Here is a 22,422-nt window from a genome sequence, read left to right on the forward strand (position 1 = left end):
AGGCCGGTCAGCTCCTGATGAGCGTTCCGTCCAGCTCGTCGTCCTCGGCGGGCTGCGCCGTGTCGGACGCAACCGCCTGCTGGGAGGCCGCTTCCGCATCCAGTGTCGGATGCGTCGAACCGTCGATCTCGGCGGTCGTCGCGACCACATCGCGCTCGATGGTGGTGGCCAGCGGCTTCTCCTTCACGAAGCAGAGCAGCACGACCGCGACGAGCAGCAGCGGGACCATGTAGAGGAACACCGGGGTGAGCGCGTCGTTGTACGACCCGACGATCACATCGCGGATCGGCGCAGGCAGGCTCTTGACGATCGCGGGGGTGAGCGAGTTGGTCCCGCCGCCCGCCGCCTGGCCTCCTGCCGGCATCCGCTCGGTGAGCAGTTCGGTGAGGCGCGACGCGAACAGGCTGCCGACGATCGCGGAGCCGAGCGAGGCTCCGATCTGACGGAAGTAGTTGTTCGCTGCCGTCGCCGTGCCGACCTGGGACACCGGGAACGCGTTCTGCACGATGAGGATCAGGATCTGCATGCTCATCCCGAGCCCGATGCCCATGACGGCCAGGTAGCTGCAGAGCACCCACACCGGGAGGGTCGGGGTCATGGTCGACAGCAGCACCAGGGCGACGCCGACGATCACCGTTCCCGCGATCGGCAGCCACTTATACCGTCCTGTCCTGCTGACCAGCTGCCCGGAGACGATCGAGGTGATGAGGAGCGCGGCCATCATCGGGATCATCAGGAAGCCGGCCTCGGTGGCGTTCGCCCCGGTGACCATCTGCAGGTAGGTGGGCAGGTAGGCGAGGGCGCCGAACATCGCGATGCCGATGATCAGACCGGCGATCGTGGTCAGGTTGAAGTTGCGGTCCTTGAAGAGCGCCAGCGGCATGATCGGCTCCGCCGCCGCCTTCTCGACGAAGACGAAGGCGATGCCCGCCGCGACCGTTCCCACGATCAGCGAGACGATCACGGGCGAATCCCAGGCGTACGTCGTGCCGCCCCAGGTGGTCAGCAGCACCAGGCAGGTGGATGCGATGGCGAGCAGCCCCATCCCGGCCACGTCGATGCGCGGCTTGCCTGCGGTGTTCTTCGGCAGGCGGAGGAAGGCGACGGCGGACGCGATGGCCAGGATGCCGAGCGGGATGTTCATCCAGAACGCCCAGCGCCAGCCGATGCTCTCGGTGAACCAGCCGCCGAGCAGCGGGCCCGCGACGGACGAGAGGGCGAAGACGCCGCCCATGATGCCCATGTACTTGCCGCGCTCGCGGGCGGGGACGACGTCGGCGATGATCGCGTTGGAGAGGATCATCAGTCCGCCGCCACCGAGACCCTGCACGGCACGGCCGACGATCAGCCAGCCCATGTCGCCCGCCAGGCCGCCGACGACCGAGCCGGCCATGAACAGCCCGATGGCGATGATGAACAGGCCCTTGCGGCCCATCAGGTCGCCGAGCTTGCCGTAGACCGGCATCATGATCGTGGACGCCAGGATGTACGCCGTGGTCACCCACAGCATGTGCTCGACGCCGTTCAGCTCGCCGACGATGGTCGGGAGGGCCGTGGAGAAGATCGTCTGGTCAAGGGATGCGAGGAGCATCGTGACCATGAGGCCGGCGAAGACGAGGAGGATCGCCTTCTTCTTCGGAGCCCCGTCTGGCAGTGCGCCCGCGGTCTCCTGGTGTGTTGCTGTCTGACTCATGCGAGTGCCGTGATCACCTTTCCGGCGAGCTCGACGGCCCGCCTCTGAAGTTCTGCTGTGTCGCGCACGGAGCCGTCGGCGACCCACTCCTTGACGGCAGCGCGGATGGCGCCGCCGCAGAGCGGGAGGATCAGCTCGGCGAGCGAGTCGCGTTCGGCGTCGGGGAGGGCGGAGAACGCAGGATCGTTCGTGAGGAAGAGGGAGACGCCCGCGACGAGCTGCTCCCCCATCCGTGTCATCTGGGCGAACTGCCGCCGGAGGAGTTCCGGATGCTCCTTGACGATCGCCATCCTCGCCTCGTGCAGCTCGGTGTCTCCGATCGCCGGGCCCATCACGTGCAGCAGCAGGCCGATGACCTGTTCGACGACCGGCAGCCCGGCGGTGGCCGCCCTGTGCTGGTCGAGGAAGGCGACGTCGATGGGGAGGTCGCGCATCCCGAGGATGGCGTCTTCTTTGCTGTCGAAGTAGTTGAAGAAGGTGCGGGGCGAGACGGGCACACGGGCGCAGATCGCGTCGACCGTGGCGTTCTCGAGTCCGACCTCTGCCACCAGCAGTACGGTGGCGCGTTCGAGCTGCGCCCGTGTCTCCAGGCGTTTGCGCTCGCGCAGTCCGAGGGTTTCCGATATCACTCGACTATTATTGCACTCGCTGCAAGCTTTCTAAACTGAAAGAATGCAGTTCTGCACTATTCGCGGAGAATGCTCAGCTTCGCGCATCCAGCTCCTCGATCAGGCGGAGCACGGTGCGCCAGTTGCGCCCGGTCGCCACCGGTCCGACCTCGCGCCAGAACGCGGGAGTGAGCTTGGATTTCGAGACGCCGAGGGGGCACCACTGGTACACGGTGCGCTCACCGATGCTGACCACCTCCGGAGCGATCGCGTCCGCGTCCGGAACGCCGAGCGCGGGCGGCACGGGATGGTCGAGGAAGGTGACCATCAGCTTCGAGTGGTCGTCGCCGGCGTCGAGCAGCGGGTTCGCCGCCGCGACGGTGCGGAACGCCTTCTCGGTCAGCAGGATCACCCGGGCGGAGACGCCGGAGCGCTTCTCGATGGCCCTCTCGACGGCCGCGGCCTGTGCGGCCGACGGGGCGGCTGCGGCGTCGAACACGACGTTCCCCGACTGCAGGAAGGTCGAGACGCGCTCGAACCCGGCCTCCGTGAACGCCGCGGCCAGGTCGCCCTTCGCCACCCGCGTGGATGCGCCGACGTTGATCCCGCGGACCAGCCCGACCCCGTGCATCCGGGTGCCGCTAACCGTCGATCGGGTCTGCGGCCACCAGCAGCGCCTGTGCGATGGTCGCCTGCTCGTACGGGCCGCGGCCGTCGCGCCGCCGCTGCGGCTCGCTGAACGCGACCAGCCACGACGTCACGTCTCCGGCTGGCAGGTTGACGCTGCGCAGGCTCGCTGCACCCGGCGCGATGATGACCCCGGTGGGCTCCCCCACCCAGTCGTCACCGCTCTCCTCCTGCGACTCGCGCACGTACACCTGCACGCCGACGCCGAACGCCGGGTCGGTCGAGGCGGCTGTCTTGCGGTTCTTCATGCTCCAAGCATGACACCCGGCGGGCCGGCTGCCCGGTCAGCGGGCGGCGGACGGCTCGATCCGCCCATCCGGGCGGTGCCGCTCCGGGTCGAGGAGACGACGCAGCGTGAACCGCTCCGCGACGGTCCATGCCGTCGAGGTCAGGATGTAGACGGCGGCGGCGAGCGGCACGAACGCCGCGAACACCACGGTCACGTACGGCAGGAACGACAGGGCGCGCAGCAGGCCGCCGGAACCGGGCGTGGCGGCGCCCTCCGGCTGCGGGAGCGTGAGCACCCTCCTGGACACGGTGGTGACGATCGCGATCAGCCCGAGCACGACGAGGTAGACCAGCATCGCGGGCCACACCTCCGCTCCCGCACTGGTCAGGCCGACGAAACTCGTGCCGAGCGGCGCGCCGAAGACATGCTCGCCGAGCAGCTCGTTGGCGTGACCGGAGATCGCCGGATGGGTGAAGACCGCGTAGACCAGCGAGATCACCGGAAGCTGCGCGAGCAGCGGGAGCATCCCCGCGAACGGAGAGACCTTCTCCGACTGGTAGAGCTCCATCGTCTTCCTGGCGAGCAGCTCGCGGTCCTTTCCATGCTTGCGTTGCAGCTCGGCGATGTGCGGCGCCAGACGGCGGCGGTTGTACTCGGCGCGCACCTGACTCATCCCGACCGGGATGAGGAGCGCGCGGACGATCACGGTGAGGGCGACGACGGCCAGCAGGCCGCTGAGAGTGCCTGCGACCGGCGCGAGAGCGCCGGACAGGCCGGTGACGAGAGCGTATGTCGCGTCGAGGACGGCCGCGATGGGGCCGAAGGAGAAGATGTCCACGAGAAGTGTCCCTGCTGTCGAACGGATGGGGGGGATTCCGTCTGACCGCGCTCGGCAGCCGATGCTGCCGGCAGGGGTGCGCCGCCCATCGGGGTGGCGAGAGATGCTCCTGCTACGCGGTCCGCAGGGCGAGACCGGGCGCTCGCGGGCGCGGGCGGCCGTCGGCATCCGGATCGGACTGGCGGAGCATGGCGCTCTTGTCCGCCGGTTCGATGGGCCGTTCGAGCCGGGCCCGGATGCGCAGCGACGCCGCCAGTGCTGCCACCGACGTGAGCCCGGCGGCCGCGACGACCGCGACGAGTCCGATCGCACCGGCCATACCGGCGAGAGCGATGATGCTGGCCGGCGTGGATGCGGCGAGCACGCCGTCGAGCGACGCGGCGAAGACCCGCCCCAGCAGCTCGAAGAACGTCAGCATGGGATGACGCTAACAAATTCACGGCCGATTCGCTGGAGGTGTTCGCCGTGGGCGCATCCACCCCCGACGGGTCCATGATGGAAGCATGACTCGTGTTGTGATCGTCGGTGCCCACGGAAAAGTCGCCCAGCAGCTGATGCGGGTGCTCTATGACAACGGTGACGACTTCGTCGGCATCGTCCGGAATGAGGAGCACGCGGACGACGTCTATCGCCTGGGCGGAGAGGGCGTGCTGCTCGACATCGAGACGGCGACGCCCGAGCAGCTCTCCACGGCGTTCGCAGGGTCGGACGCCGTGGTGTTCGCCGCCGGTGCCGGCGCTGGCTCCGGCATCGAGCGCAAGCGGACGGTCGACTACGAAGGCTCCGTGAAGTCGATGCAGGGCGCCGTGCTCGCGGGCATCCGCCGCTTCGTGCAGGTCTCCGCCTGGGGCGTCGACGCGCCGCTGCCGGACGACACCGAGCCGGTCTGGCGCGCATACGTCGAGGCGAAGCGGGATGCGGACGCCGTGCTCCGCGAATCCGGGCTCGACTGGACCATCCTGCGTCCGGGCGGTCTCACCACCGAGGAGGGCACGGGGCTCGTGACCATCGGGGACAGCGTCGAGCGGGGCAGCATCCCGCGCGAGGACGTCGCCCGCCTGATCAGCGCCTGCATCGACGAGCCGGGGACCATCGGGCACGTCTGGGAGGCCGTCTCGGGCAGCACGCCGATCGACGAGGCGGTGCGCGCGCTGGTCGCCTCGTCGTAGGCTTGCCAGCGTGAGCCAGACACCGGACGACGCAGACGCCGCAGCCACCTCCGACGCCCCCACCTCCGCTCCAGGCACCGACGACACAGGCACCGCTCCCGGCGACTACGCCGCGCGCCCGTGGCTCGCGAGCTATGCGCCGAACGTGCCGGACGACGTCGACCTGCCCGACGGCTCTCTCGCGCACCTGATCGACGAGTCCGTCGCCCGCTACCCGCGCAACGTCGCCCTCGAGTTCTTCGGGGCGACCACCACGTACGCGGAGCTGGGCGACCAGATCGCCCGTGCAGCGGAGGGCCTGCGCAAGCGCGGCGTTCGCAAGGGAGACAGGGTCGCGCTCGTGCTGCCCAACTGCCCGCAGCACGTGGTCGCGTTCTACGCCGCTCTGCGTCTCGGCGCCGTGGTGATCGAGCACAACCCGCTCTACACGCCGCGCGAGCTGCGGCACCAGTTCGAGGACCACGGTGCGACCGTCGCCATCGTCTGGGACAAGGTCGCGAAGACCGTTCAGGAGCTCCCGGCCGACCTCGGAGTGACCACGGTCGTCTCGATCGACATCACCAGGGCGATGCCGGCGACCAAGCGCGCCGCCCTGCGGCTGCCGGTCCGTGCAGCACGTCAGGCCAGGGAGCAGCTCACCGCGAAGGTCAGCGGCACGGTCACTTGGGAGACCCTGATCGGCGGCCGCAGGCTGAAGGCCTCGTATCCGCGGCCCGAGCGCGACGACCTGGCGCTCATCCAGTACACCAGCGGCACCACCGGCCTGCCCAAGGGCGTGATGCTCAGCCACCTGAACCTCACGGTGAACGCCGCGCAGGCCCGGGCGTGGGTGCCCACCATCGAGCGGGGCACCTCCGTGGTGTATGCCGTGCTCCCCCTCTTCCACGCGTACGGGCTGACGCTCTGCCTCACCTTCGCGATGAGCATGGGGTCGCGCCTGGTGCTGTTCCCGAAGTTCGATCCCGACCTGGTGCTGGATGTGGTCAAGAAGCGCCCGGCGACCTTCCTGCCGGCGGTCCCTCCGATCTACGACCGCCTCGTCGCGGCCGCGGAGAAGCGGAAGGTGTCGCTGTCCGGCATCGAGATCGCCATCTCCGGGGCGATGAGCCTGCCGGAGAGCATCGTGCGGCTCTGGGAGAGCAAGACCGGCGGCTATCTGGTCGAGGGCTACGGCCTGTCCGAGTGCTCCCCCGTGCTGATGGCCAACCCGGTCGGCACCACGCGCAGGGACGGCACCGTCGGCCTCGCGCTTCCGAGCACGCGGCTGCGCGTCGTCGACCCGGACGATCCGTCGCAGGACCGCCCGTTCGGCGAGGAGGGCGAGCTGCTCGCCAAGGGCCCGCAGGTGTTCTCCGGATACTGGCACAAGGCCGACGAGACGGCGAAGGTGTTCACCGACGACGGCTGGTTCCGCACCGGTGACATCGTGACGATGGATGCGGACGGCTTCGTGCGCATCGTCGACCGCATCAAGGAGCTCATCGTCACCGGCGGATTCAACGTCTCGCCGACGGAGGTCGAGGACGCGCTGCGCGACTTCGAGGGCGTCGCGGACGTGGCCGTGGTCGGCGTCCCGCAGGAGCGCGGGGGCGAAGACGTGGTCGCCGCCGTCGTGATGAAGCCGGGCGCCTCGTTCGACGAGGCCGCGATCCGGGCGTTCGCCAGGGACACGCTGACCCCGTACAAGGTGCCGAGGCACGTCACCCAGGTGGACGATCTGCCGCGCTCCATCGTGGGCAAGGTGATCAGGCGCAAGGTGCGCGATCAGCTGCTCGCAGCGAAGGACTGACCGGCCCGGACCGCTAGAGCGGGAACACGAGCAGCGAGCCCGTCGCCGTCGCGACCGCCTTGCCGGAGGCGTCCGTCACCACCCCGTCGGCGAACGCGACCCTGCTGCCCGGCTTCGTGACGTGCGCCACGCAGGTCAGCGGACCGGCGCCCGCGTAGACAGGGCGCAGGTAGTTCACCTTGATCTCGATGGACGTGTATCCCTGACCCTGCGGCAGCGTCGTCTGCACCGCGCATCCGAGGGCCGAGTCGAGCAGCGTGCAGACCAGCCCGCCGTGCACGGTGCCGATCGGGTTGTAGTGCGACTCGTCCGGTTCGCAGACGAACGTCGCCGTGCCCGGCCCGACGTCGGTGAGCCGCATGCTCATCAGGTTGGTGATCGGCGGGGGCGGAAGCTCCCCGTCGAGCATCGACCGGAGGTAGTCGAGGCCGCTCATGGTGGGCATGACGGCCACTCCCGGTGCCGGGTCCTCCCATTCGACGACGCGCTGTCGTTCGCTCACTCACTCGTCCTTTCGGGGCAGGGCGGGATCGTCCGGCGGTAGCTCGGACGGTTCCTTCACCGGCTCCAGCGTCTCGGCATTGATGGGGGTCTGTCCAGGGGGAAGATTGGAGAAGTCCGGTGCGATGATCGTGGGCGGGATGCCGGAGTCCGGCAGCCCGAACGCGGGGACGACGCCCTCCGGCGACAGCACGAGGTCGTCGGAGCGCCGTGGGAGGGTCCTGCCGCGGAAGTAGTCCGGCCTGCGCCACCACCAGATCGCCATCAGCACGAGGCCGATCAGCAGACCGCCGACACCGACCACGGCCTCGGCGCCGATGCCGAAGATGGTCACGTTTTTGCCATTGTCGTCCACCAGCCAGTCGACGGCGGCGAAGTTGATCAGCCCGTAGATGAAGACGTAGGTGAGCATCAGCCCGCCGACCAGCGGGAACAGCCCGCGCAGGATGACGCTGCGGAAGCTGTGGAACAGCGTCTTGCGGTAGTACCAGACGCAGGCATACCCGGTGAGTCCGTAGTAGAACGCGATCATCAGGCCGATCGACCCGATCAGCGCCAGCAGCAGCGCCGGGCTGATGAAGGTGAAGATGAGGAAGAAGACCGCGGACACCAGCCCCATCCCGATCGTGGCCCAGGTCGGCGTGAGGAACCGGGGGTGGATGCGCGCGAACTGCTCGGGGATGGCCTTGTACGCCGCCATCGACAGGGCGGTGCGCGCCGTCGGCAGGATCGTGGTCTGGGTGGAGGCGGACGCCGAGGTCAGGATGGAGAAGCCGAGCAGCGCCATCAGGATCGCGCCGACCGGGCCAGGACCGAACAGCGTCGGCCCGATGGCCGAGAACACGTCGCCCGAGTTGGCCGGGTTCGCCAGCCCGATTCCCTTCTCCCCCACGCCCGCGAACGCGACCGTCGCGACTGTGACCACCGCGTACGTGGCGAGCAGCAGCAGCGTGCTGATCACGGCGGCGCGGCCGGGGGTCTTCCCCGGATCCTTCGTCTCCTCGTTCACCGAGACGGCCGTGTCCCAGCCCCAGTAGATGAAGATCGCGGTCAGCATGGCCGGTGCGATGGTCTTGCTGAAGTCGAGGGTGAACGGGTTGAACCAGTCCCACTGCGGGATGAGCGAGTACGGCTCCGCGTTGCCGGTGTAGACCTTCACGAGCGCGAACGCGGCGAAGAAGATCAGGATGACGACCTCGAACGAGAGCAGCACGTACTGCAGCCTGGCCGAGATCTCGATGCCGCGGTAACAGATCCAGGTCATGATCGCGATCCAGAGCAGGCCGGCGATCGTCGTCGCCACGGTGTTGGTTGCGAGGTCGGCGACGGCGGGCAGGCCGAAGCTGCCGACGAAGGTGAATGAGTACGACCCGGCGATCTGCGCCAGATTGGACATCACGATCACGTCGGCGACGATGATGCCCCAGCCGCCCATCCACCCGGTGACCGGCCCGAACGCTCTGGTCGCCCAGGTGAACGTCGTTCCGCAGTCCGGCTCCGCCTTGTTGAGCTCCTGATACGCGACCGCGATCAGATACATCGGGATGAACGCGAGCAGCACGATGCCGGGCGCCTTCACCCCGGCGACGACTGTGCCGCCGACGACGATGAAGCCGAGGCTCGCCGCCAGGCTGTACGCGGGCGCGGTCGATGCCACCCCGACCACGACGCTGGAGACCAGGCCGAGGGCCCCGCCTTTCAGCCCCTTGGATTCCACATCCTCCGGCTTGGAGGGGACGGTCGCTGTCATTTCTGCGCCTCCACCGACTCGGGTCCGCTCTCCACTGAGCGGGCCGGCTGGAGACAGGCTAACCCCAAACGACGCCGAGCAGGTCCTCAGTCCGCCGCGAGGCGCGCCAGGCGTCGGCGGGCGGCGAGTTCGGCCTGCGTCCGCGGGCCGAGCAGCACCCCCGCGCCGGCGAGCACGGTCGCCGCTGCCCTGTCCACGGGGAACACCCGGTCGAGCGGCGTCGTGCGGAGGCCGAGCATCGCGCGGTGTCGTGGCTCCAGGCTCGCGACGGCCGCCCGGAAGACCACGCGGTACGACGGCCGGAGCATCCTGCGCAGCGGAGGACGCCGGATGAACCGCACGATCTCCTCCACCTCCGGTCCTCCGCGCAGCTCCCCGTCGTCGGTGTACGCACCGATCTGCGCGCGCAGCTCCGCCGCACTGCGCGGCGGCTCCGCGACGCCCATCAGCTCACCGGCCGTCGCCCACTGCGCCACGTAACCGTCCGCTCCGCCCGGGATGGGACTCCCCCAGCGCTCGTGCGCCGTCAGGAACGCGTCGGTGAAGGCGATGTGCACCCAGGCCGCCAGCTCCGGATCGTTCGCGGAGTACGGCCGCGTGACGCCGTGGCCGTCGACGAACGTGCCGGTGACCCTCTTGTGCATCGCTTTCACCATCTGCGTGCTCGCGACGGCCTGGCCTGTGCTGCCGAACGTGACCGTGTGGATCCACTGGATCGTTCCGGCCAGACGCCCGAGTGGGTCCTCCCGATAGCGCGAGAAGTCTCTGACGCCCGCGAGAGCCCCGGGATGCAGCGCCTGCAGCAGGAGCGCACGCACCCCGGCGACGAGCGTCGGCATCCCGCCGTGCACGACCCAGGGCGCGCTTCCCGCTTTGAAGAAGCCGGCGTCCTCCCCGTCCTCCAGGGCGAGCACCCAGCGGGGCACCTCGTCGGAGCGTCCGGCCAGCGTCTCGATGAGGCGCGAGCGGACGGGTTCGAGGATGCCGGTCATGCGCCGGCGCTGAGCGCATCCAGGCCGAGACCGTCGACGACGCGGGCATTCGGCAGCTCCCCGAGCAGGCGTCCCGGCAGCAGGATCTTCGACCGGCGGACGCCGGAGCCGATGATGACGACGTCGGTCTCCGCGACGCGGGCGTCGACGAACACCGGCCACTCGGCGGGCAGGCCGATCGGCGTGATGCCGCCGTACTCCATCCCGGTCAGCTCGACGGCGCGGTCCATCGACAGGAACGACGCCTTGCGCACATCCAGCAGCCGCTTGACCGTGTTGTTGACGTCGGCGCGCGTGGTCGCGAGCACCACGCAGGCCGCGATCCGCTCGACGCCCTCGCGCTTGCCGGCGACCACCACGCAGTTGGCGAGCGTCGCAGCATCCAGGCCGAACCGCTCGCGCGTGGCCGCCGTGTCCGAGACGGCGGGGTCGATCTCCACCACCCCGACATCGTCCAGCCACCCGGATGCGGTCAGCGCCCCCGCGGTCGTCGGCGCGAGCAGTTCCGTGGCAGTGGAGGCGGGGGCCGTGGTCAGCCCGCCGAGTGTGAAGACGCCCATCTCCCTAATCTGCATCACGCACCGCCCGAACGCCAACCCCGCGCCTCCGCCCATGCGGAGATCGCGGCCGACTCGCCGCGCAGCACTCCGCCCGAGCGGAGAACCGGGCCGGATCGGCTGGGTTCTCCGCTCGGGCGGAGTCGAGAAGGTGCTACTCGGCGGAGCCAGCGCGCTCGAGCACGAGCTCGCGCACGCGGGCGGCGTCCGCCTGGCCCTTCATGGCCTTCATCACGGCGCCGATCACGGCGCCGGCGGCCTGGACCTTGCCGTCGCGGATCTTGGCCAGCACGTCCGGCTGCGCGGCCAGCGCCTCGTCGATGGCGGCGATGAGCGCTCCGTCGTCCGACACGACCGCGAGGCCGCGCGCATCCACGACCTGCTGCGGCGAGCCCTCGCCGGCGATGACGCCTTCGAGCACCTGGCGGGCGAGACGGTCGGTGAGCGTTCCCGCCTCGACGAGGCCGGCCAGCTCTGCGACGTGCCCCGGGCTCACGAGCGTGCCGGCCGGAACGCCCTGCGCGTTCGCCAGTCGGGCGATCTCGCCGGACCACCACTTACGCGCGGCGGCCGGGGTGGCCCCGGCGGCGATGGTCGCCTCGACCTCGTCGAGGAGGTCGGCGTTCGCGATGTCCTGGAACTCCAGCTGCGTGAAGCCCCACGCCTCGATCAGGCGCTTGCGGCGCAGCGACGGCTGCTCCGGCAGGGTGCCGCGCAGCTCGTCGACCCACTCGCGCGCCGGGGCGACGGGCACCAGGTCGGGCTCGGGGAAGTAGCGGTAGTCGTCCGCGTCGGACTTCGGGCGACCCGCACTCGTGGTGCCGGTGTCCTCGTGCCAGTGCCTGGTCTCCTGGACGATCGTGCCGCCGGCCGCGAGGATCGCGGCCTGGCGCTGGATCTCGTAGCGCACCGCACGCTCGACCGAGCGCAGCGAGTTGACGTTCTTGGTCTCCGTGCGGGTTCCGAGCTTTCCGGAGCCGCGAGGACGCAAGGACACGTTCGCGTCGCAGCGCACGTTGCCCTCTTCCATCCTGGCGTTGGAGACGCCGAGCGCCTTCACGATGTCGCGGATCGTGTGCACGTAGACGCGCCCGATCTCCGGGGCGTCGTGCTCCGCTCCCTCGATCATCTTGGTGACGATCTCCACCAGCGGGACACCGCCGCGGTTGTAGTCGACCAGCGAGTAGTCCGCGCCCTGGATGCGTCCGGTCGCCCCGCCGACGTGCGTCAGCTTCCCGGCGTCCTCCTCCATGTGCGCGCGCTCGATGTCGACCGTGATCGTCCGGCCGGACTCCAGCTCGATGGTGACCGCGCCCTCGAAGGCGATCGGCTCGTCGTACTGCGAGGTCTGGAAGTTCTTGGCCGTGTCCGGGTAGAAGTAGTTCTTCCTGGCGAACCTGCTCGACTCCGCGATCTCGCAGCCGAGGGCGAGGCCCAGCCGGATGCTCGACTCGATGGCCTTCTTGTTCACCTGCGGCAGACCGCCGGGGAGGCCCAGGCAGGTGGGGCAGGTGTTCGTGTTGGCACCGGAGCCGAACTCGTTCGCGCAGCCGCAGAACATCTTCGTCTTGGTGTTCAGCTCGACGTGCACCTCGAAGCCGAGCACCGGCTCGAACAGTTCGAGAGCCTTGTCGTAGTCCATCAGTTCTGCTTTGGCCATCAGACGGCTCCCTCTTCGCTCGCGAACATCTCGGTGGCGCTCAGGTCGGGCGCCTGGCTCAGCAGGGTGCGACCCCACTTCTGCTCCAGGAGCTGCTCGAGCGCTGCGCCGATCGTGTACAGCCTGGCGTCGGCACGCGCCGGCGTCATCAGCTGCAGCCCGACGGGCAGGCCGTCCTCCGGCGCGAGGCCGATCGGCAGGCCCATGCCCGGCACGCCGGCCAGGTTGGCCGGGATGGTGGTGATGTCGTTGAGGTACATCGCCATCGGGTCTGCGAGTTTCTCGCCGAACTTGAACGCCGTGGTCGGCGCGCTCGGGCTGACCAGCACATCCACCTTCTCGAAGGCGGAGGAGAAGTCGCGCTGGATGAGCGTGCGCACCTTCTGGGCGCTGCCGTAGTACGCGTCGTAGTATCCGGCGCTCAGGGCGTACGTGCCGAGGATGATGCGGCGCTTGACCTCCGGGCCGAACCCGGCGTCGCGGGTGGCGGACATGACGCGCTCGACCGTGACGGGTCCCTCCGCCGGGTTGGTGCGCAGACCGAACCGCACGGAGTCGAAGCGGGCCAGGTTGCTGGACGCCTCCGCGGGGAGGATGAGGTAGTACGCGGCGACCGCGTACTCGAAGCTGGGGGCGCTGACCTCGACGATCTCCGCACCGGCCGATTCGAGCAGCGCGAGCGCCTCGTCGAAGCGCTGCTTGACGCCCGCCTGGTAGCCCTCGCCGGAGATCTCCTTGATGACGCCGACGCGGATGCCCCGCAGGGCTCCGTCGACGAGTCCGGCGCGCGCGGCGTCCGCCATCGACGGCCAGGTGTCGCTGAGCGACGTGGAGTCGAGCGGGTCGTGCCCGCCGATCACGTCGTGCAGCAGACCGGCGTCGAGCACGGTGCGGGAGACGGGGCCGACCTGGTCGAGCGAGCTGGCGAGCGCGATGGCGCCGTACCGGCTGACGCCGCCGTACGTCGGCTTGACGCCCACCGAGCCGGTGACGGCTGCGGGCTGGCGGATCGACCCTCCGGTGTCCGACCCGAGCGCGAGCGGAGCCTCGAACGCGGCGACCGCAGCGGCCGAGCCACCGCCCGAGCCACCGGGGATGCGCTCCAGGTCCCACGGGTTGCGGGTGGGCCCGTATGCGGAGTGCTCCGTCGACGAGCCCATCGCGAACTCGTCCATGTTGGTCTTGCCGAGCGGCACGAGGTCGGCCTCGCGCAGCTTGCGCACGACGGTCGCGTCGTACGGAGGCAGCCAGCCCTCGAGAATCTTCGATCCGGAGGTCGACGGCATGTCGTTGGTGGCGAGCACGTCTTTGATGGCGATGGGAACGCCGGCGAGTGCCGACAGCTTCTCACCGGATGCGCGGCGCGCGTCGATCGCGGCGGCGGTGGCGAGCGCCTTCTCCCCCGCGACGTGCAGGAACGCGTGGACGTCGGCATCCACGGCCTCGATGCGGTCGAGGTGGGCGCGGGTGGCCTCGACGCTCGACACGTCTCCTGCGGAGAGCAGGTCGGAGAGGGCGGCGGCGGAGAGCCTGGTCAGGTCTGTCATTCGTGCGTCCTACTCTTCGTCCAGGATGGCGGCGACCTTGAACTTGTCTCCGTCGCGGTCGGGGGCGCCGGAGAGCGCCTGCTCAACGGTCAGAGACGGCCGCACATCGTCGTCGCGGAAGACGTTGGTGAGCGGCAGCGGGTGGCTGGTGGCAGGGACGTCCGGTCCGGCCACCTCTGTGACCTTCGCGACCGCTTCGACGATCTGGCCGAGCTCGCTGGTCAGGCTCGCGATCTCTTCCTGGCTGAGGTCGATCCTGGCGAGGTTCGCCAGGTGCGCGACCTGCTCTGCACTGATTTCGGACATGCGTCTCCGTGGTGACTCGTGGGTGGACTCACCAATTCTATTGCGCGCCGAAGAGTCCCGTTCCCAGACGGGTCACCGCGTCGTACGCCTCCTTGTATGTGCGGGGCGTCTCCTCCTCCGGCAGCCCGTAGCGCGCCTGCAGCAGTCCGACGAGGCCGATGCCGGGCGGGCTGAGCGGCCGGTCGTCGTCGCCGGGCGCCGGCGCCTGCTGCTCCGGGTTGGCCGGGAGGAACTGCGGATGCGTGTCCGGCCAGGTGCCCGGCTGTCTCGGCGTCGACCTGTTGACGGCGTTGTCGATCGTCGCCGCTCCCCTGTCCCTATCGGTCAGGTGCTTGAGCTTGTGCTTCTTCACGAGCGTGCTGACCACGGCGGCGTGGTGCATCTCCTCGTTGATGATCGTGCCGCGCTGCGTGTACGCCGAGATCGCGATGGTGGGAACGCGGACGCCGAGCCGGTCGAACGTGAACCCCATCTCGCCCGGCCCCGAGCCGTCCGGGGGCGTCGCCGGACCGGGGACGGCGTGGTCGTACGTGCCTCCGTGCTCGTCGAAGGTGACGAGCAGCATCGTGTTCAGCGCGTTGGAGCCCTTCGCGCTGCGCGACGACCGCACGGCGCTGTACACCCGGTGCAGCAGCAGGTCGCCCGCACGCACGTCGGAGATGGCGCCGCCCACGATGATCTGGCCGTCGACGTTCTCCTCGGTCATCGGGCCGCCGGGTGGATGCATGTCGTTGTGGTCGTAGAGCAGCCGCGGCTCCACGAACGCGTACGCGGGCAGGGTGCCCTCCTCCACATCCCGGTAGAAGTCGGTCATCGTACGGAAGTTGCTGTGCCAGTACGGCTCGAGCACCGGAGCGTGGATGAAGCCGGTGAGCGAGATGATCTGACGGTCGTCGAAGTAGACCCGCCAGCTGATCCCGGCCTCTTCGAGCCTGTTGAAGATGGTCGGGGAGTCGTTGGCGGCGTCGAACCACTTCTTCAGCCCGCCCTTACCTCCGTTGGTGACGTAGCCGTGCGAGGTGGACGCGTGGAAGAACGAGCGGTTGCAGAAGGTCTGGGACGGAACGGCGCAGTGCCAGTCGTCGTAGACGGCGAACTGCTTGGCCAGAGTGGAGAACACGGGAAGCATGTCCGGCGTGAACGAGCCCATCACCGTGCGGTACTCCTCGGGGACGGGGGCGCGCTTCAGGTCTTTGCGGAGCTCGCCGACGTAGTCCTGCACGAACCCCTTCATCCGCGCCTCCGTGCCGGCGGGCGGAGCGTTGAACGGCGGCAGCATCTCGCGCTCGCGCGCCGTCGCGTTCGTGGCCGGGTCGACGGTGCCGAACAGCTGCGTATTGACGTGCGGGTACGCCTCGCCGGGGTCGGGAGACGGCTGCCGCATCACGAAGTCGGTGGTGCCCTCGTACGGATGCGCCGCGACGACGCCTCCTGCCGGGTCCGGATTGCTGTACTCGCCGAACGCGAGGCCGTCGAACCTCTTCCCCGCCGGGAGGTTCTTCTCGTCGTAGAGGTAGCCGAGCAGGTTGTCGAACGACCGGTTCTCGTACATGAGCACGATCAGGTGCTCGAAGCCCGGCTTGTCCGGCACGGGAAGCGGCGGGTACTCCTCGCCGGTCTCGTGCTCGACCTCCTGGGCGGGATGCGACGCGACCGATGCACCGATCGCCCCACCGGCGACGCCGCCGACGGCCGCACCGATCCCCGCGATCCCCGCCGTCTTCAGGAAGGCACGCCGGGACGGAGCGGGCTGGCCCGCGTCGCGCTCGTCGTCATCCGGCTGCATCGCCTCCCATTATGCGCGCAGCAGAGCGGCCGTCCAGGGTCAGCGCGCCGAGGCGGTCACGACGCCGCCGGACGATCCCGTCCCGCTGATCACCAGGCGGCCCTGGTCGATGCCGATCATGGCGAGGTTGCGCATGCACTCCGTGCCGGCCGTGAAGTACTCGTTGTGGCCGGACGAGCCGCTGAGGCTCTTGCCGGTGATCGGGTCGACAGCTCCTCCCACATCCATCCGCTGCGCGCCGTAGGACGCGGAGCCCGGGTCGCTTCCGAAGAACGCGCTGTGCACGACCGGGTCGAGGTCGGCCTGGCCGACGAACACGTTGCCGCCGCGCACGCTCAGCTGCTGCACCGACTGCGCGTCGCTGCCCGGCGAGCCCATCAGCGCCAGCGCATCCACCGTCACCGTGTGCCGCTGGAGGGCGAGTAGCGCGGCCGTCGACCCGTAGGAGTGCGCGAGCACGCTCAGGTACGGCGGGTTCTCCTTCCGCAGCTCCTGGATGCCGACCAGGGTGCGCTCCAGGCTGTCCGCGCCCTCTTCGGCGAGCTGCATCCCGCCGATGTTGGTGAGCACGGGCGTCTGGTAGCCGATCCAGGCGACCACGGCGACGCCCGGCGCCCCGCCGGAGGAACGCGGCCCGAGGAGTCTGTGCAGGAACGCGGTCTGCTCGTCGTGAAGATTCTGCGCGACCTTGGCCCAGTCGACGATCTGCTCCCCCACCGACATGTACATGCCGGGCACCAGCACGCTCACGTAGCGCGCGGTCGACAGGTCGCCGACGACGATCGACGCTCTGGCGTCGTCGGAGGTGTCGAGGTTGACCAGGGTGCGCTTCACGCCGTCCTTGACGGTGAGGGCCTTCTTCACGTTGTCCAGCGTGGTGAGCCTGCGCTCCAGCTCCAAGCGCACGGCCTTGCCGTTCTCGGTGGTCAGTCGCTTCGTGGTCGAGGCGATCGTGCGGCTGAGGTCGATCGCGTTCGCCTTGCCACGGACCGAGTACGGGATGCCTTCCAGGTTGCCGATCACGTGCGGGGCCTCGGCGACGAGCGCCGCCTGCTTGACGGGGTCGAGCAGGCGCCAGACCGCGGAGACGTCACCGGCGCGCGGCGGCGTGACGAGCATCCGGTCGAGGTCGGCCTTGTGCGCGCTGACGAAGCCGGGCACCGCGGCGGCGCTCAGCCCGGCGATGGAGCCGAGCAGCGATCCCGGCGCGACGGCCGACGTCCCGCTGCCGGAGGGAGCATCGGCGACGACCGTGTCGTACGAGGAGGCGCTGTAGCTGTATGCCGCGATCGGAGGGAGATCTGCGGGCGCGACGGAAACCCCGGTCAGCCCTGTGGCGACCGAGGTCATGGCGATAACAGCTGCAAAGCCGACCAGCACTCCGTCCGGGTCCCTCCGAGAGCGACGAGCTAAGCCCTTGCAGTGCGCCCCGGGCGAGCGCACTCTTCGATGCTATCGGTAGCGCGATCGCGTCAGGCCGGTCATTCTACCCCCTGTTCAGGCGTAGACGGACCAGTCCTGGCTCAGGATTGCTCGTCTACGGCCTCCGAATCGCCCGAATCGTCCAGAGCAGACGGCCCAAGCTCGACAAGAATCCGGAACTGCTCCGCGTCGAGGATGCGCAGCCCAAGCGCCTCCGCTTTCGCGAGCTTCGACCCTGCGCCCGGTCCGGCAGCGACGAAATCGGTGTTCTTCGACACGCTGGATGCTGCCTTGCCGCCGGCGGCGATGATCGCCTCCTGGGCGCCCTCACGCGTGTAGCCCTCCAGCGAGCCGGTGGCGACGACGGTCAGCCCGGCGAGCACGCCGCCCGCCTCCGCCGCTGCACCAGGACCGGGATGCCCCGGCGTCGCGAACTGCACGCCGTCCGCGGCCCAGCGCTCGACGATCTCGCGGTGCCAGTCCACCTCGAACCAGGCGAGCACCGCGTCGGCGATGATCCCGCCGACGCCGTCGACCGCGGCCAAGTCGTCCCTGGTGGCGGTGCGGATCGCATCCAGCGACCCGAAGTGGTTGGCGAGTGCCCGGGCGGCGACCGGACCGACGTGCCGGATGTTCAGGGCGACCAGGATGCGCCAGAGCGGCTTCACGCGCGCCGCGGCCAGGTTGGCCAGCAGCTCGACCGCGTTCTTCGACGGCACGTGGTCTTCGTCTCCGCCGAACTCGGTGGCGTCCGGGTCGTACGCGCCGTCCTTCTTCTGCCGGCGGCGGCGGAACGGGGTGTCCGTCTTCTCCGCGCCGGAGTCGGTGAGCTTGGGCAGCCCGGTCTCCGAGTCGCGCACGACGACCTCGACAGGGAAGATGTCTTCCATCCGCAGGCCGAACAGTCCGGCCTCGGTGGGGAGCGGTGGTGTCGGCGGGTGCAGCGGCTGGGTGAGGGCGGCCGCTGCCACCTCTCCGAGCGCCTCGATGTCGAGCGCCCCGCGCGACCCGATGTGCTCGACGCGCCCGCGCACCTGCGCTGGGCAGAACTCCGAGTTGGGGCACCGGAGGTCGATGTCGCCCTCCTTCGCCGGGGCGAGCTTCGTGCCGCACTCCGGGCAGTTCTCCGGCATGACGAACTCGCGCTCCGTGCCGTCGCGCAGCTCGACCACCGGGCCGAGGACCTCGGGGATCACGTCGCCCGCCTTGCGCAGCACGACGGTGTCGCCGATGAGCACGCCCTTGGCCTTGACCACATCCTGGTTGTGCAGCGTGGCCTGGCGCACCTCCGAACCGGCCACCTTCACCTTCTCCATGACGGCGAACGGCGTCGCACGCCCTGTCCGGCCGACGCTCACGACGATGTCGAGCAGCTTGGTGTTGACCTGCTCCGGCGGGTATTTGTAGGCGATGGCCCAGCGCGGCGCACGGCTGGTGGCTCCCAGCTCGTCGTGCAGCGCCAGCTCGTCGACCTTCACCACGATGCCGTCGATCTCGTGCTCGACGCTCGCGCGGTGCTCGCCGAAGTATTCGATGAACTCGGCGACCTTGTGCGCGTCGTCGAACACCCGGTAGTGCGACGAGGTGGGCAGGCCCCACTCCTTCAGCAGGTCGTAGACCTCGGACTGGCTGGCCACCGGCGGGTTGGCCCACGCTCCGATGCCGTGCACGAGCATGTGCAGTCGCACCAGCCTGTTGTGCATGAGCGCGAGCTGGGCCTGGTTCTTGTTCTCCGCCTTCTGGCGCAGCGACCCGCTGGCCGCGTTGCGCGCGTTGGCGAAGACCTTCTCGCCCTGCTCCAGCTGGGCGGCGTTCAGAGCCTCGAATTCGGCGACGGGGAAGAACACCTCACCGCGCACCTCCACCAGCGAAGGGTGGCCCGTGCCGGACAGCTTCGCCGGGATGGCCGGGATGTACCGGATGTTCTCGGTGACGTCTTCGCCGACGACGCCGTCGCCGCGGGTCGCGGCGCTCACCAGCGTGCCGTACTCGTAGCGCAGGTTGATCGCGAGGCCGTCGATTTTGAGCTCGCTGAGGTAGTGAACCCGGCGCCCTGCGTCGCGCTCCACCTTGGCCGCCCACGCCTCGAACTCCTCGATCGAGAAGACGTTGTCGAGGCTGAGCATGCGCTCGGCGTGCTCGACCGGCGCGAACAGCGTGGTCTGCGCGCGACCGCCGACGGTCTGGGTGGGGCTGTCCTGGCTCTGCAGCTCGGGATGCAGACGCTCCAGCTCTTCGAGCCGCTGGATCATGCGGTCGTAGTCCTGGTCGCTGACGAGCACGGTGTCGCGCTCGTAGTACGCATCCCGCAGCTCCAGGATGCGCGTGGTCAGCTCCGCGGCCTCGGCGCGGGCGTCCGTGTCGCTCTGCGCCGTGCTGCTGTCGATGTCGTCGTGCGTGCTGGTGTCGTCTGCCACGACAGACAGCTTATTCACCACCACCGACGTCCAAGCGGGGGCGCGCCCCTCGGCGCCTAGCCGACGGGGACGGCGGAGACCGTGCGGTCGATGGTGGTCTGGCCGAGCACGCGCGTGCCGACGTAGACCACGGCCGTCTGCCCGGGCGCGACGCCGTTGAGCGGCACGTCCGGGCGGATCACGAGCTCTCCGTCGCGCACCACGGCCACAGCGGACACAGGGTCGGCGTGCGCGCGGATCTGCACGTCGCACGCGAACTCCTCGCCGGCGTCCTCCGGAGCGCGGCCGGCCCAGGTGAACCGGGAGCCGGCGATCTCGGCGATGTCGAGCGCCTCCTTCGGGCCGACGACGACCGTGTTGTCCTTGGGGCGCACCTCGAGCACGAAGCGGGGCTTCCCGTCGTCCGACGGGTAGCCGATGTTGAGGCCCTTCCGCTGGCCGACCGTGAACGCGTGGGCGCCATCGTGGCTGCCCAGCCGGTTGCCCTCTCTGTCGAGGATGTCGCCGGTCTCGGCGCCGACGCGGTCGGCGAGCCAGCCGCGGGTGTCTCCGTCCGGGATGAAGCAGATGTCGTGCGAGTCCGGCTTGGTGGCGACGCTGAATCCGCGCTCCGCCGCCTCGGCGCGCACCTCGGCCTTCGACGGCGTGGCTCCGAGCGGGAACATCGCGTGTGCGAGCTGCTCGGAGGTGAGCACGCCGAGCACGTACGACTGGTCCTTGGCCCACGCGCTCGCCCTGTGCAGCTCGCGGTTGCCGTCGTCGTCGGTCAGGATCGTGGCGTAGTGGCCGGTGCAGACCGCGTCGAAGCCGAGGTCGAGCGCCTTCTCGAGCAGCGCGGCGAACTTGATCTTCTCGTTGCAGCGCATGCACGGGTTGGGCGTGCGGCCCGCGCTGTACTCCGCGATGAAGTCGTCGACCACGTCGAGCTTGAAGCGCTCGGAGAAGTCCCACACGTAGTACGGGATGCCGATGATGTTGGCCGCGCGCTGCGCATCCATCGAGTCCTCGATCGTGCAGCAGCCGCGGCTGCCGGTGCGCAGCGTGCCCGGCATCCTGCTGAGCGCCAGGTGCACGCCCACCACCTCGTGCCCGGCGTCCACGGCGCGTGCCGCCGCCACCGCAGAGTCCACCCCGCCGCTCATCGCTGCCAAAATCTTCACCCGGCGATTGTACGCGCCCACCCTGGATGCGGTCGCCGGGCCGGACGGGCGCACCAGAGAGCGCGGCAGCCGAACGCGTCAGGCGAGCCGGGAGGCGCGGGTGGCCAGCCCGGCCCGGGACGCCTGGGCGTACGCGGACGGGAGGGCGGCGAGCAGCGCATCCACGTCGGCGTCCGTGGTGGTGCGGCCGATCGTGAAGCGGAGCGCGCTGCGGGCGTCGTCCTCGCTGCGGCCCATCGCGAGCAGCACGTGCGACGGCTCCGGGATGCCCGCCTGGCAGGCCGAGCCGGTCGAGACGGAGACCCCGGCGAGGTCGAGCAGGAACAGCAGCGAGTCGCCCTGGGCGCCGGGGAAGGTGAAGTGGGCGTTCGAGGCGACCCTCTCGCCGCTCTCCGGGTCCGGCCCGCTCAGCCGCGCCTCGGGCACGGCAGCCCGCACACCGTGGATCAGCCGGTCCCGCAACGCGGTCAGCCGCGCGCTCTCCTCCGCCAGCTCGGCGGCCGCCGCGCGCGCCGCCACGGCGAACGACACCGCAGCCGCCACATCCTGAGTGCCGCTGCGCACCTGCCGCTGCTGGCCGCCGCCGTGCACCAGAGGCACGACGCTCGCGCTGCGGGAGAGCACGAGCGCGCCGATGCCGACCGGCCCGCCGATCTTGTGCGCCGACACGCTGAGCGCCGCGACGCCGAGCGAGGAGAAGTCGATCGGCAGGTGCCCGTACGCCGCCACCGCGTCGATGTGCGCCGGCACGCCGGCCGCCGCGGCGAGCGCCGCCAGTTCCTCGACGGGCTGGATGGTTCCGACCTCGTTGTTGACGGAGAGGACGGTGAGCAGCGCCGTCTCGTCTGCGCGTGCGGCGAGCGCATCCCGGGCGGCGTCGAGCCGGATGCGGCCGCCAGCGTCCAGGGGCAGCCAGTCCGCCTGTGCGCCCTCGGCGTTCTGCAGCCAGTCGATCGTGTCGATCGTGGCGTGGTGCTCTCCTCCCGGCGCGAGGATGCGCGGCCGGTGGGCGCCGGTGTTGCGCTGCCAGTACAGTCCTTTGATCGCGAGGTTGATCGCCTCGGTGCCTCCCGAGGTGAAGACCACTTCGATCGGGTCGCAGCCGAGGGTGGCGGCGACGGTCTCTCTGGCCTCTTCGAGCATCCGCTTGGCCTGCTGGCCCTGGCTGTGGATGGACGAGGGGTTGCCGACGACGCCCATCGCCTCCGCGTATGCGGCGATGGCGTCCGGCCGCATCGGCGTGGTGGCCGCGTGGTCGAGGTAGACAGGCACCGGCCCTCCTTCGCTCAGATCGGCTCGTCGGCTATTCAC

Annotated in this window: 20 protein-coding genes; 2 read left to right on the forward strand and 18 right to left on the reverse strand. The window is 69.9% G+C overall.

Going from position 1 to position 22,422, the window contains the following annotated elements; translation table 11 throughout:
- Positions 1-7: 7 nt before the first annotated feature.
- From AC1ROC_RS03810 to AC1ROC_RS03835, 6 genes are all read right to left on the reverse strand, one after another.
- Positions 8-1,693: an MDR family MFS transporter gene (locus AC1ROC_RS03810; protein ID WP_492998201.1), complete on the reverse strand. Its 1,686-nt coding sequence runs from the start codon at positions 1,691-1,693 to the stop codon at positions 8-10.
- Positions 1,690-2,322, reverse strand: coding sequence for a TetR/AcrR family transcriptional regulator (locus AC1ROC_RS03815; protein WP_492998203.1), 633 nt, complete (start codon positions 2,320-2,322; stop codon positions 1,690-1,692). Before AC1ROC_RS03815 ends, AC1ROC_RS03810 begins: the two co-directional genes overlap by 4 nt.
- A 73-nt stretch (positions 2,323-2,395) precedes the next feature.
- On the reverse strand, positions 2,396-2,932 hold the full coding sequence (locus AC1ROC_RS03820; protein WP_492998205.1) for a DUF1697 domain-containing protein: 537 nt from the start codon (positions 2,930-2,932) through the stop codon (positions 2,396-2,398).
- A 10-nt stretch (positions 2,933-2,942) separates the two neighbouring features.
- Positions 2,943-3,236 (reverse strand): hypothetical protein, encoded by a 294-nt coding sequence (locus AC1ROC_RS03825; RefSeq protein WP_492998207.1) that lies wholly within the window; start codon positions 3,234-3,236, stop codon positions 2,943-2,945.
- Positions 3,237-3,272: 36 nt separating this feature from the next.
- On the reverse strand, positions 3,273-4,055 hold the full coding sequence (locus AC1ROC_RS03830; RefSeq protein ID WP_168689301.1) for a YidC/Oxa1 family membrane protein insertase: 783 nt from the start codon (positions 4,053-4,055) through the stop codon (positions 3,273-3,275).
- Positions 4,056-4,167: 112 nt separating this feature from the next.
- Positions 4,168-4,473 (reverse strand): DUF6412 domain-containing protein, encoded by a 306-nt coding sequence (locus AC1ROC_RS03835; protein WP_085368530.1) that lies wholly within the window; start codon positions 4,471-4,473, stop codon positions 4,168-4,170.
- Between the two features lie 85 nt (positions 4,474-4,558).
- On the opposite strand from AC1ROC_RS03835, the gene AC1ROC_RS03840 reads away from it, so the two are divergent.
- On the forward strand, positions 4,559-5,224 hold the full coding sequence (locus AC1ROC_RS03840) for an SDR family oxidoreductase (protein WP_492998210.1): 666 nt from the start codon (positions 4,559-4,561) through the stop codon (positions 5,222-5,224).
- 10 nt (positions 5,225-5,234) lie between these two features.
- Entirely contained in the window at positions 5,235-7,013 is a 1,779-nt protein-coding gene (locus tag AC1ROC_RS03845; protein WP_492998212.1) for a long-chain-fatty-acid--CoA ligase, read from the forward strand.
- A 13-nt stretch (positions 7,014-7,026) separates the two neighbouring features.
- Here the strand turns inward: AC1ROC_RS03845 and AC1ROC_RS03850 are convergent, their stop codons facing one another.
- The 12 genes from AC1ROC_RS03850 to AC1ROC_RS03905 all read right to left on the reverse strand — a co-directional run bounded on the left by AC1ROC_RS03850 (position 7,027) and on the right by AC1ROC_RS03905 (position 22,383).
- The gene (locus AC1ROC_RS03850) at positions 7,027-7,458 is read right to left on the reverse strand and encodes a PaaI family thioesterase (RefSeq protein ID WP_085368614.1); all 432 of its coding nucleotides are present in this window, start codon (positions 7,456-7,458) and stop codon (positions 7,027-7,029) included.
- A 57-nt stretch (positions 7,459-7,515) separates the two neighbouring features.
- Complete coding sequence (locus tag AC1ROC_RS03855) at positions 7,516-9,264, reverse strand: APC family permease (protein WP_492998214.1); 1,749 nt, start codon at positions 9,262-9,264, stop codon at positions 7,516-7,518.
- Positions 9,265-9,350: 86 nt separating this feature from the next.
- Positions 9,351-10,256, reverse strand: coding sequence for an oxygenase MpaB family protein (locus tag AC1ROC_RS03860; protein WP_492998216.1), 906 nt, complete (start codon positions 10,254-10,256; stop codon positions 9,351-9,353).
- Positions 10,253-10,816: a YbaK/EbsC family protein gene (locus tag AC1ROC_RS03865; RefSeq protein WP_492998218.1), complete on the reverse strand. Its 564-nt coding sequence runs from the start codon at positions 10,814-10,816 to the stop codon at positions 10,253-10,255. Before AC1ROC_RS03865 ends, AC1ROC_RS03860 begins: the two co-directional genes overlap by 4 nt.
- Positions 10,817-10,967: 151 nt before the next feature.
- On the reverse strand, positions 10,968-12,473 hold the full coding sequence (gene gatB / locus AC1ROC_RS03870; RefSeq protein ID WP_085368536.1) for an Asp-tRNA(Asn)/Glu-tRNA(Gln) amidotransferase subunit GatB: 1,506 nt from the start codon (positions 12,471-12,473) through the stop codon (positions 10,968-10,970).
- Positions 12,473-14,020, reverse strand: coding sequence for an Asp-tRNA(Asn)/Glu-tRNA(Gln) amidotransferase subunit GatA (gatA, locus tag AC1ROC_RS03875; RefSeq protein ID WP_434948428.1), 1,548 nt, complete (start codon positions 14,018-14,020; stop codon positions 12,473-12,475). The genes gatB and gatA overlap by 1 nt, the downstream gene beginning before the upstream one ends.
- A 9-nt stretch (positions 14,021-14,029) precedes the next feature.
- Positions 14,030-14,326, reverse strand: a complete 297-nt coding sequence (gene gatC, locus AC1ROC_RS03880) for an Asp-tRNA(Asn)/Glu-tRNA(Gln) amidotransferase subunit GatC (RefSeq protein ID WP_085368538.1) — start codon at positions 14,324-14,326, stop codon at positions 14,030-14,032.
- 37 nt (positions 14,327-14,363) lie between these two features.
- Complete coding sequence (locus AC1ROC_RS03885; protein WP_492998221.1) at positions 14,364-16,112, reverse strand: alkaline phosphatase family protein; 1,749 nt, start codon at positions 16,110-16,112, stop codon at positions 14,364-14,366.
- 39 nt (positions 16,113-16,151) lie between these two features.
- A complete protein-coding gene (locus tag AC1ROC_RS03890; protein WP_492998223.1) occupies positions 16,152-17,462 on the reverse strand; it encodes an alpha/beta hydrolase in 1,311 nt (436 codons plus the stop codon).
- A gap of 173 nt (positions 17,463-17,635) precedes the next feature.
- Complete coding sequence (gene ligA, locus AC1ROC_RS03895) at positions 17,636-19,951, reverse strand: NAD-dependent DNA ligase LigA (protein WP_492998225.1); 2,316 nt, start codon at positions 19,949-19,951, stop codon at positions 17,636-17,638.
- Positions 19,952-20,007: 56 nt separating this feature from the next.
- Positions 20,008-21,111, reverse strand: a complete 1,104-nt coding sequence (gene mnmA, locus AC1ROC_RS03900; RefSeq protein ID WP_434948425.1) for a tRNA 2-thiouridine(34) synthase MnmA — start codon at positions 21,109-21,111, stop codon at positions 20,008-20,010.
- Between the two features lie 78 nt (positions 21,112-21,189).
- Positions 21,190-22,383: a cysteine desulfurase family protein gene (locus tag AC1ROC_RS03905; protein ID WP_492998227.1), complete on the reverse strand. Its 1,194-nt coding sequence runs from the start codon at positions 22,381-22,383 to the stop codon at positions 21,190-21,192.
- Positions 22,384-22,422: the final 39 nt, after the last annotated feature.

This window comes from Leifsonia sp. GW821-FHT13C05 (genome assembly GCF_058806515.1).

Bases quoted from the DNA above. Each gene is read 5' to 3' on its own strand.
- AC1ROC_RS03810 (WP_492998201.1), bottom strand. From the start codon at position 1,693: ATGAGTCAGACAGCAACACACCAGGAGACCGCGGGCGCACTGCCAGAC.
- AC1ROC_RS03820 (WP_492998205.1), bottom strand. From the start codon at position 2,932: ATGCACGGGGTCGGGCTGGTCCGCGGGATCAACGTCGGCGCATCCACG.
- AC1ROC_RS03825 (WP_492998207.1), bottom strand. From the start codon at position 3,236: ATGAAGAACCGCAAGACAGCCGCCTCGACCGACCCGGCGTTCGGCGTC.
- AC1ROC_RS03835 (WP_085368530.1), bottom strand. From the start codon at position 4,473: ATGCTGACGTTCTTCGAGCTGCTGGGGCGGGTCTTCGCCGCGTCGCTC.
- AC1ROC_RS03840 (WP_492998210.1), top strand. From the start codon at position 4,559: ATGACTCGTGTTGTGATCGTCGGTGCCCACGGAAAAGTCGCCCAGCAG.
- AC1ROC_RS03850 (WP_085368614.1), bottom strand. From the start codon at position 7,458: ATGCCCACCATGAGCGGCCTCGACTACCTCCGGTCGATGCTCGACGGG.
- AC1ROC_RS03855 (WP_492998214.1), bottom strand. From the start codon at position 9,264: ATGACAGCGACCGTCCCCTCCAAGCCGGAGGATGTGGAATCCAAGGGG.
- AC1ROC_RS03860 (WP_492998216.1), bottom strand. From the start codon at position 10,256: ATGACCGGCATCCTCGAACCCGTCCGCTCGCGCCTCATCGAGACGCTG.
- AC1ROC_RS03865 (WP_492998218.1), bottom strand. From the start codon at position 10,816: ATGGGCGTCTTCACACTCGGCGGGCTGACCACGGCCCCCGCCTCCACT.
- gatB (WP_085368536.1), bottom strand. From the start codon at position 12,473: ATGGCCAAAGCAGAACTGATGGACTACGACAAGGCTCTCGAACTGTTC.
- gatA (WP_434948428.1), bottom strand. From the start codon at position 14,020: ATGACAGACCTGACCAGGCTCTCCGCCGCCGCCCTCTCCGACCTGCTC.
- gatC (WP_085368538.1), bottom strand. From the start codon at position 14,326: ATGTCCGAAATCAGTGCAGAGCAGGTCGCGCACCTGGCGAACCTCGCC.
- AC1ROC_RS03885 (WP_492998221.1), bottom strand. From the start codon at position 16,112: ATGCAGCCGGATGACGACGAGCGCGACGCGGGCCAGCCCGCTCCGTCC.
- AC1ROC_RS03890 (WP_492998223.1), bottom strand. From the start codon at position 17,462: ATGACCTCGGTCGCCACAGGGCTGACCGGGGTTTCCGTCGCGCCCGCA.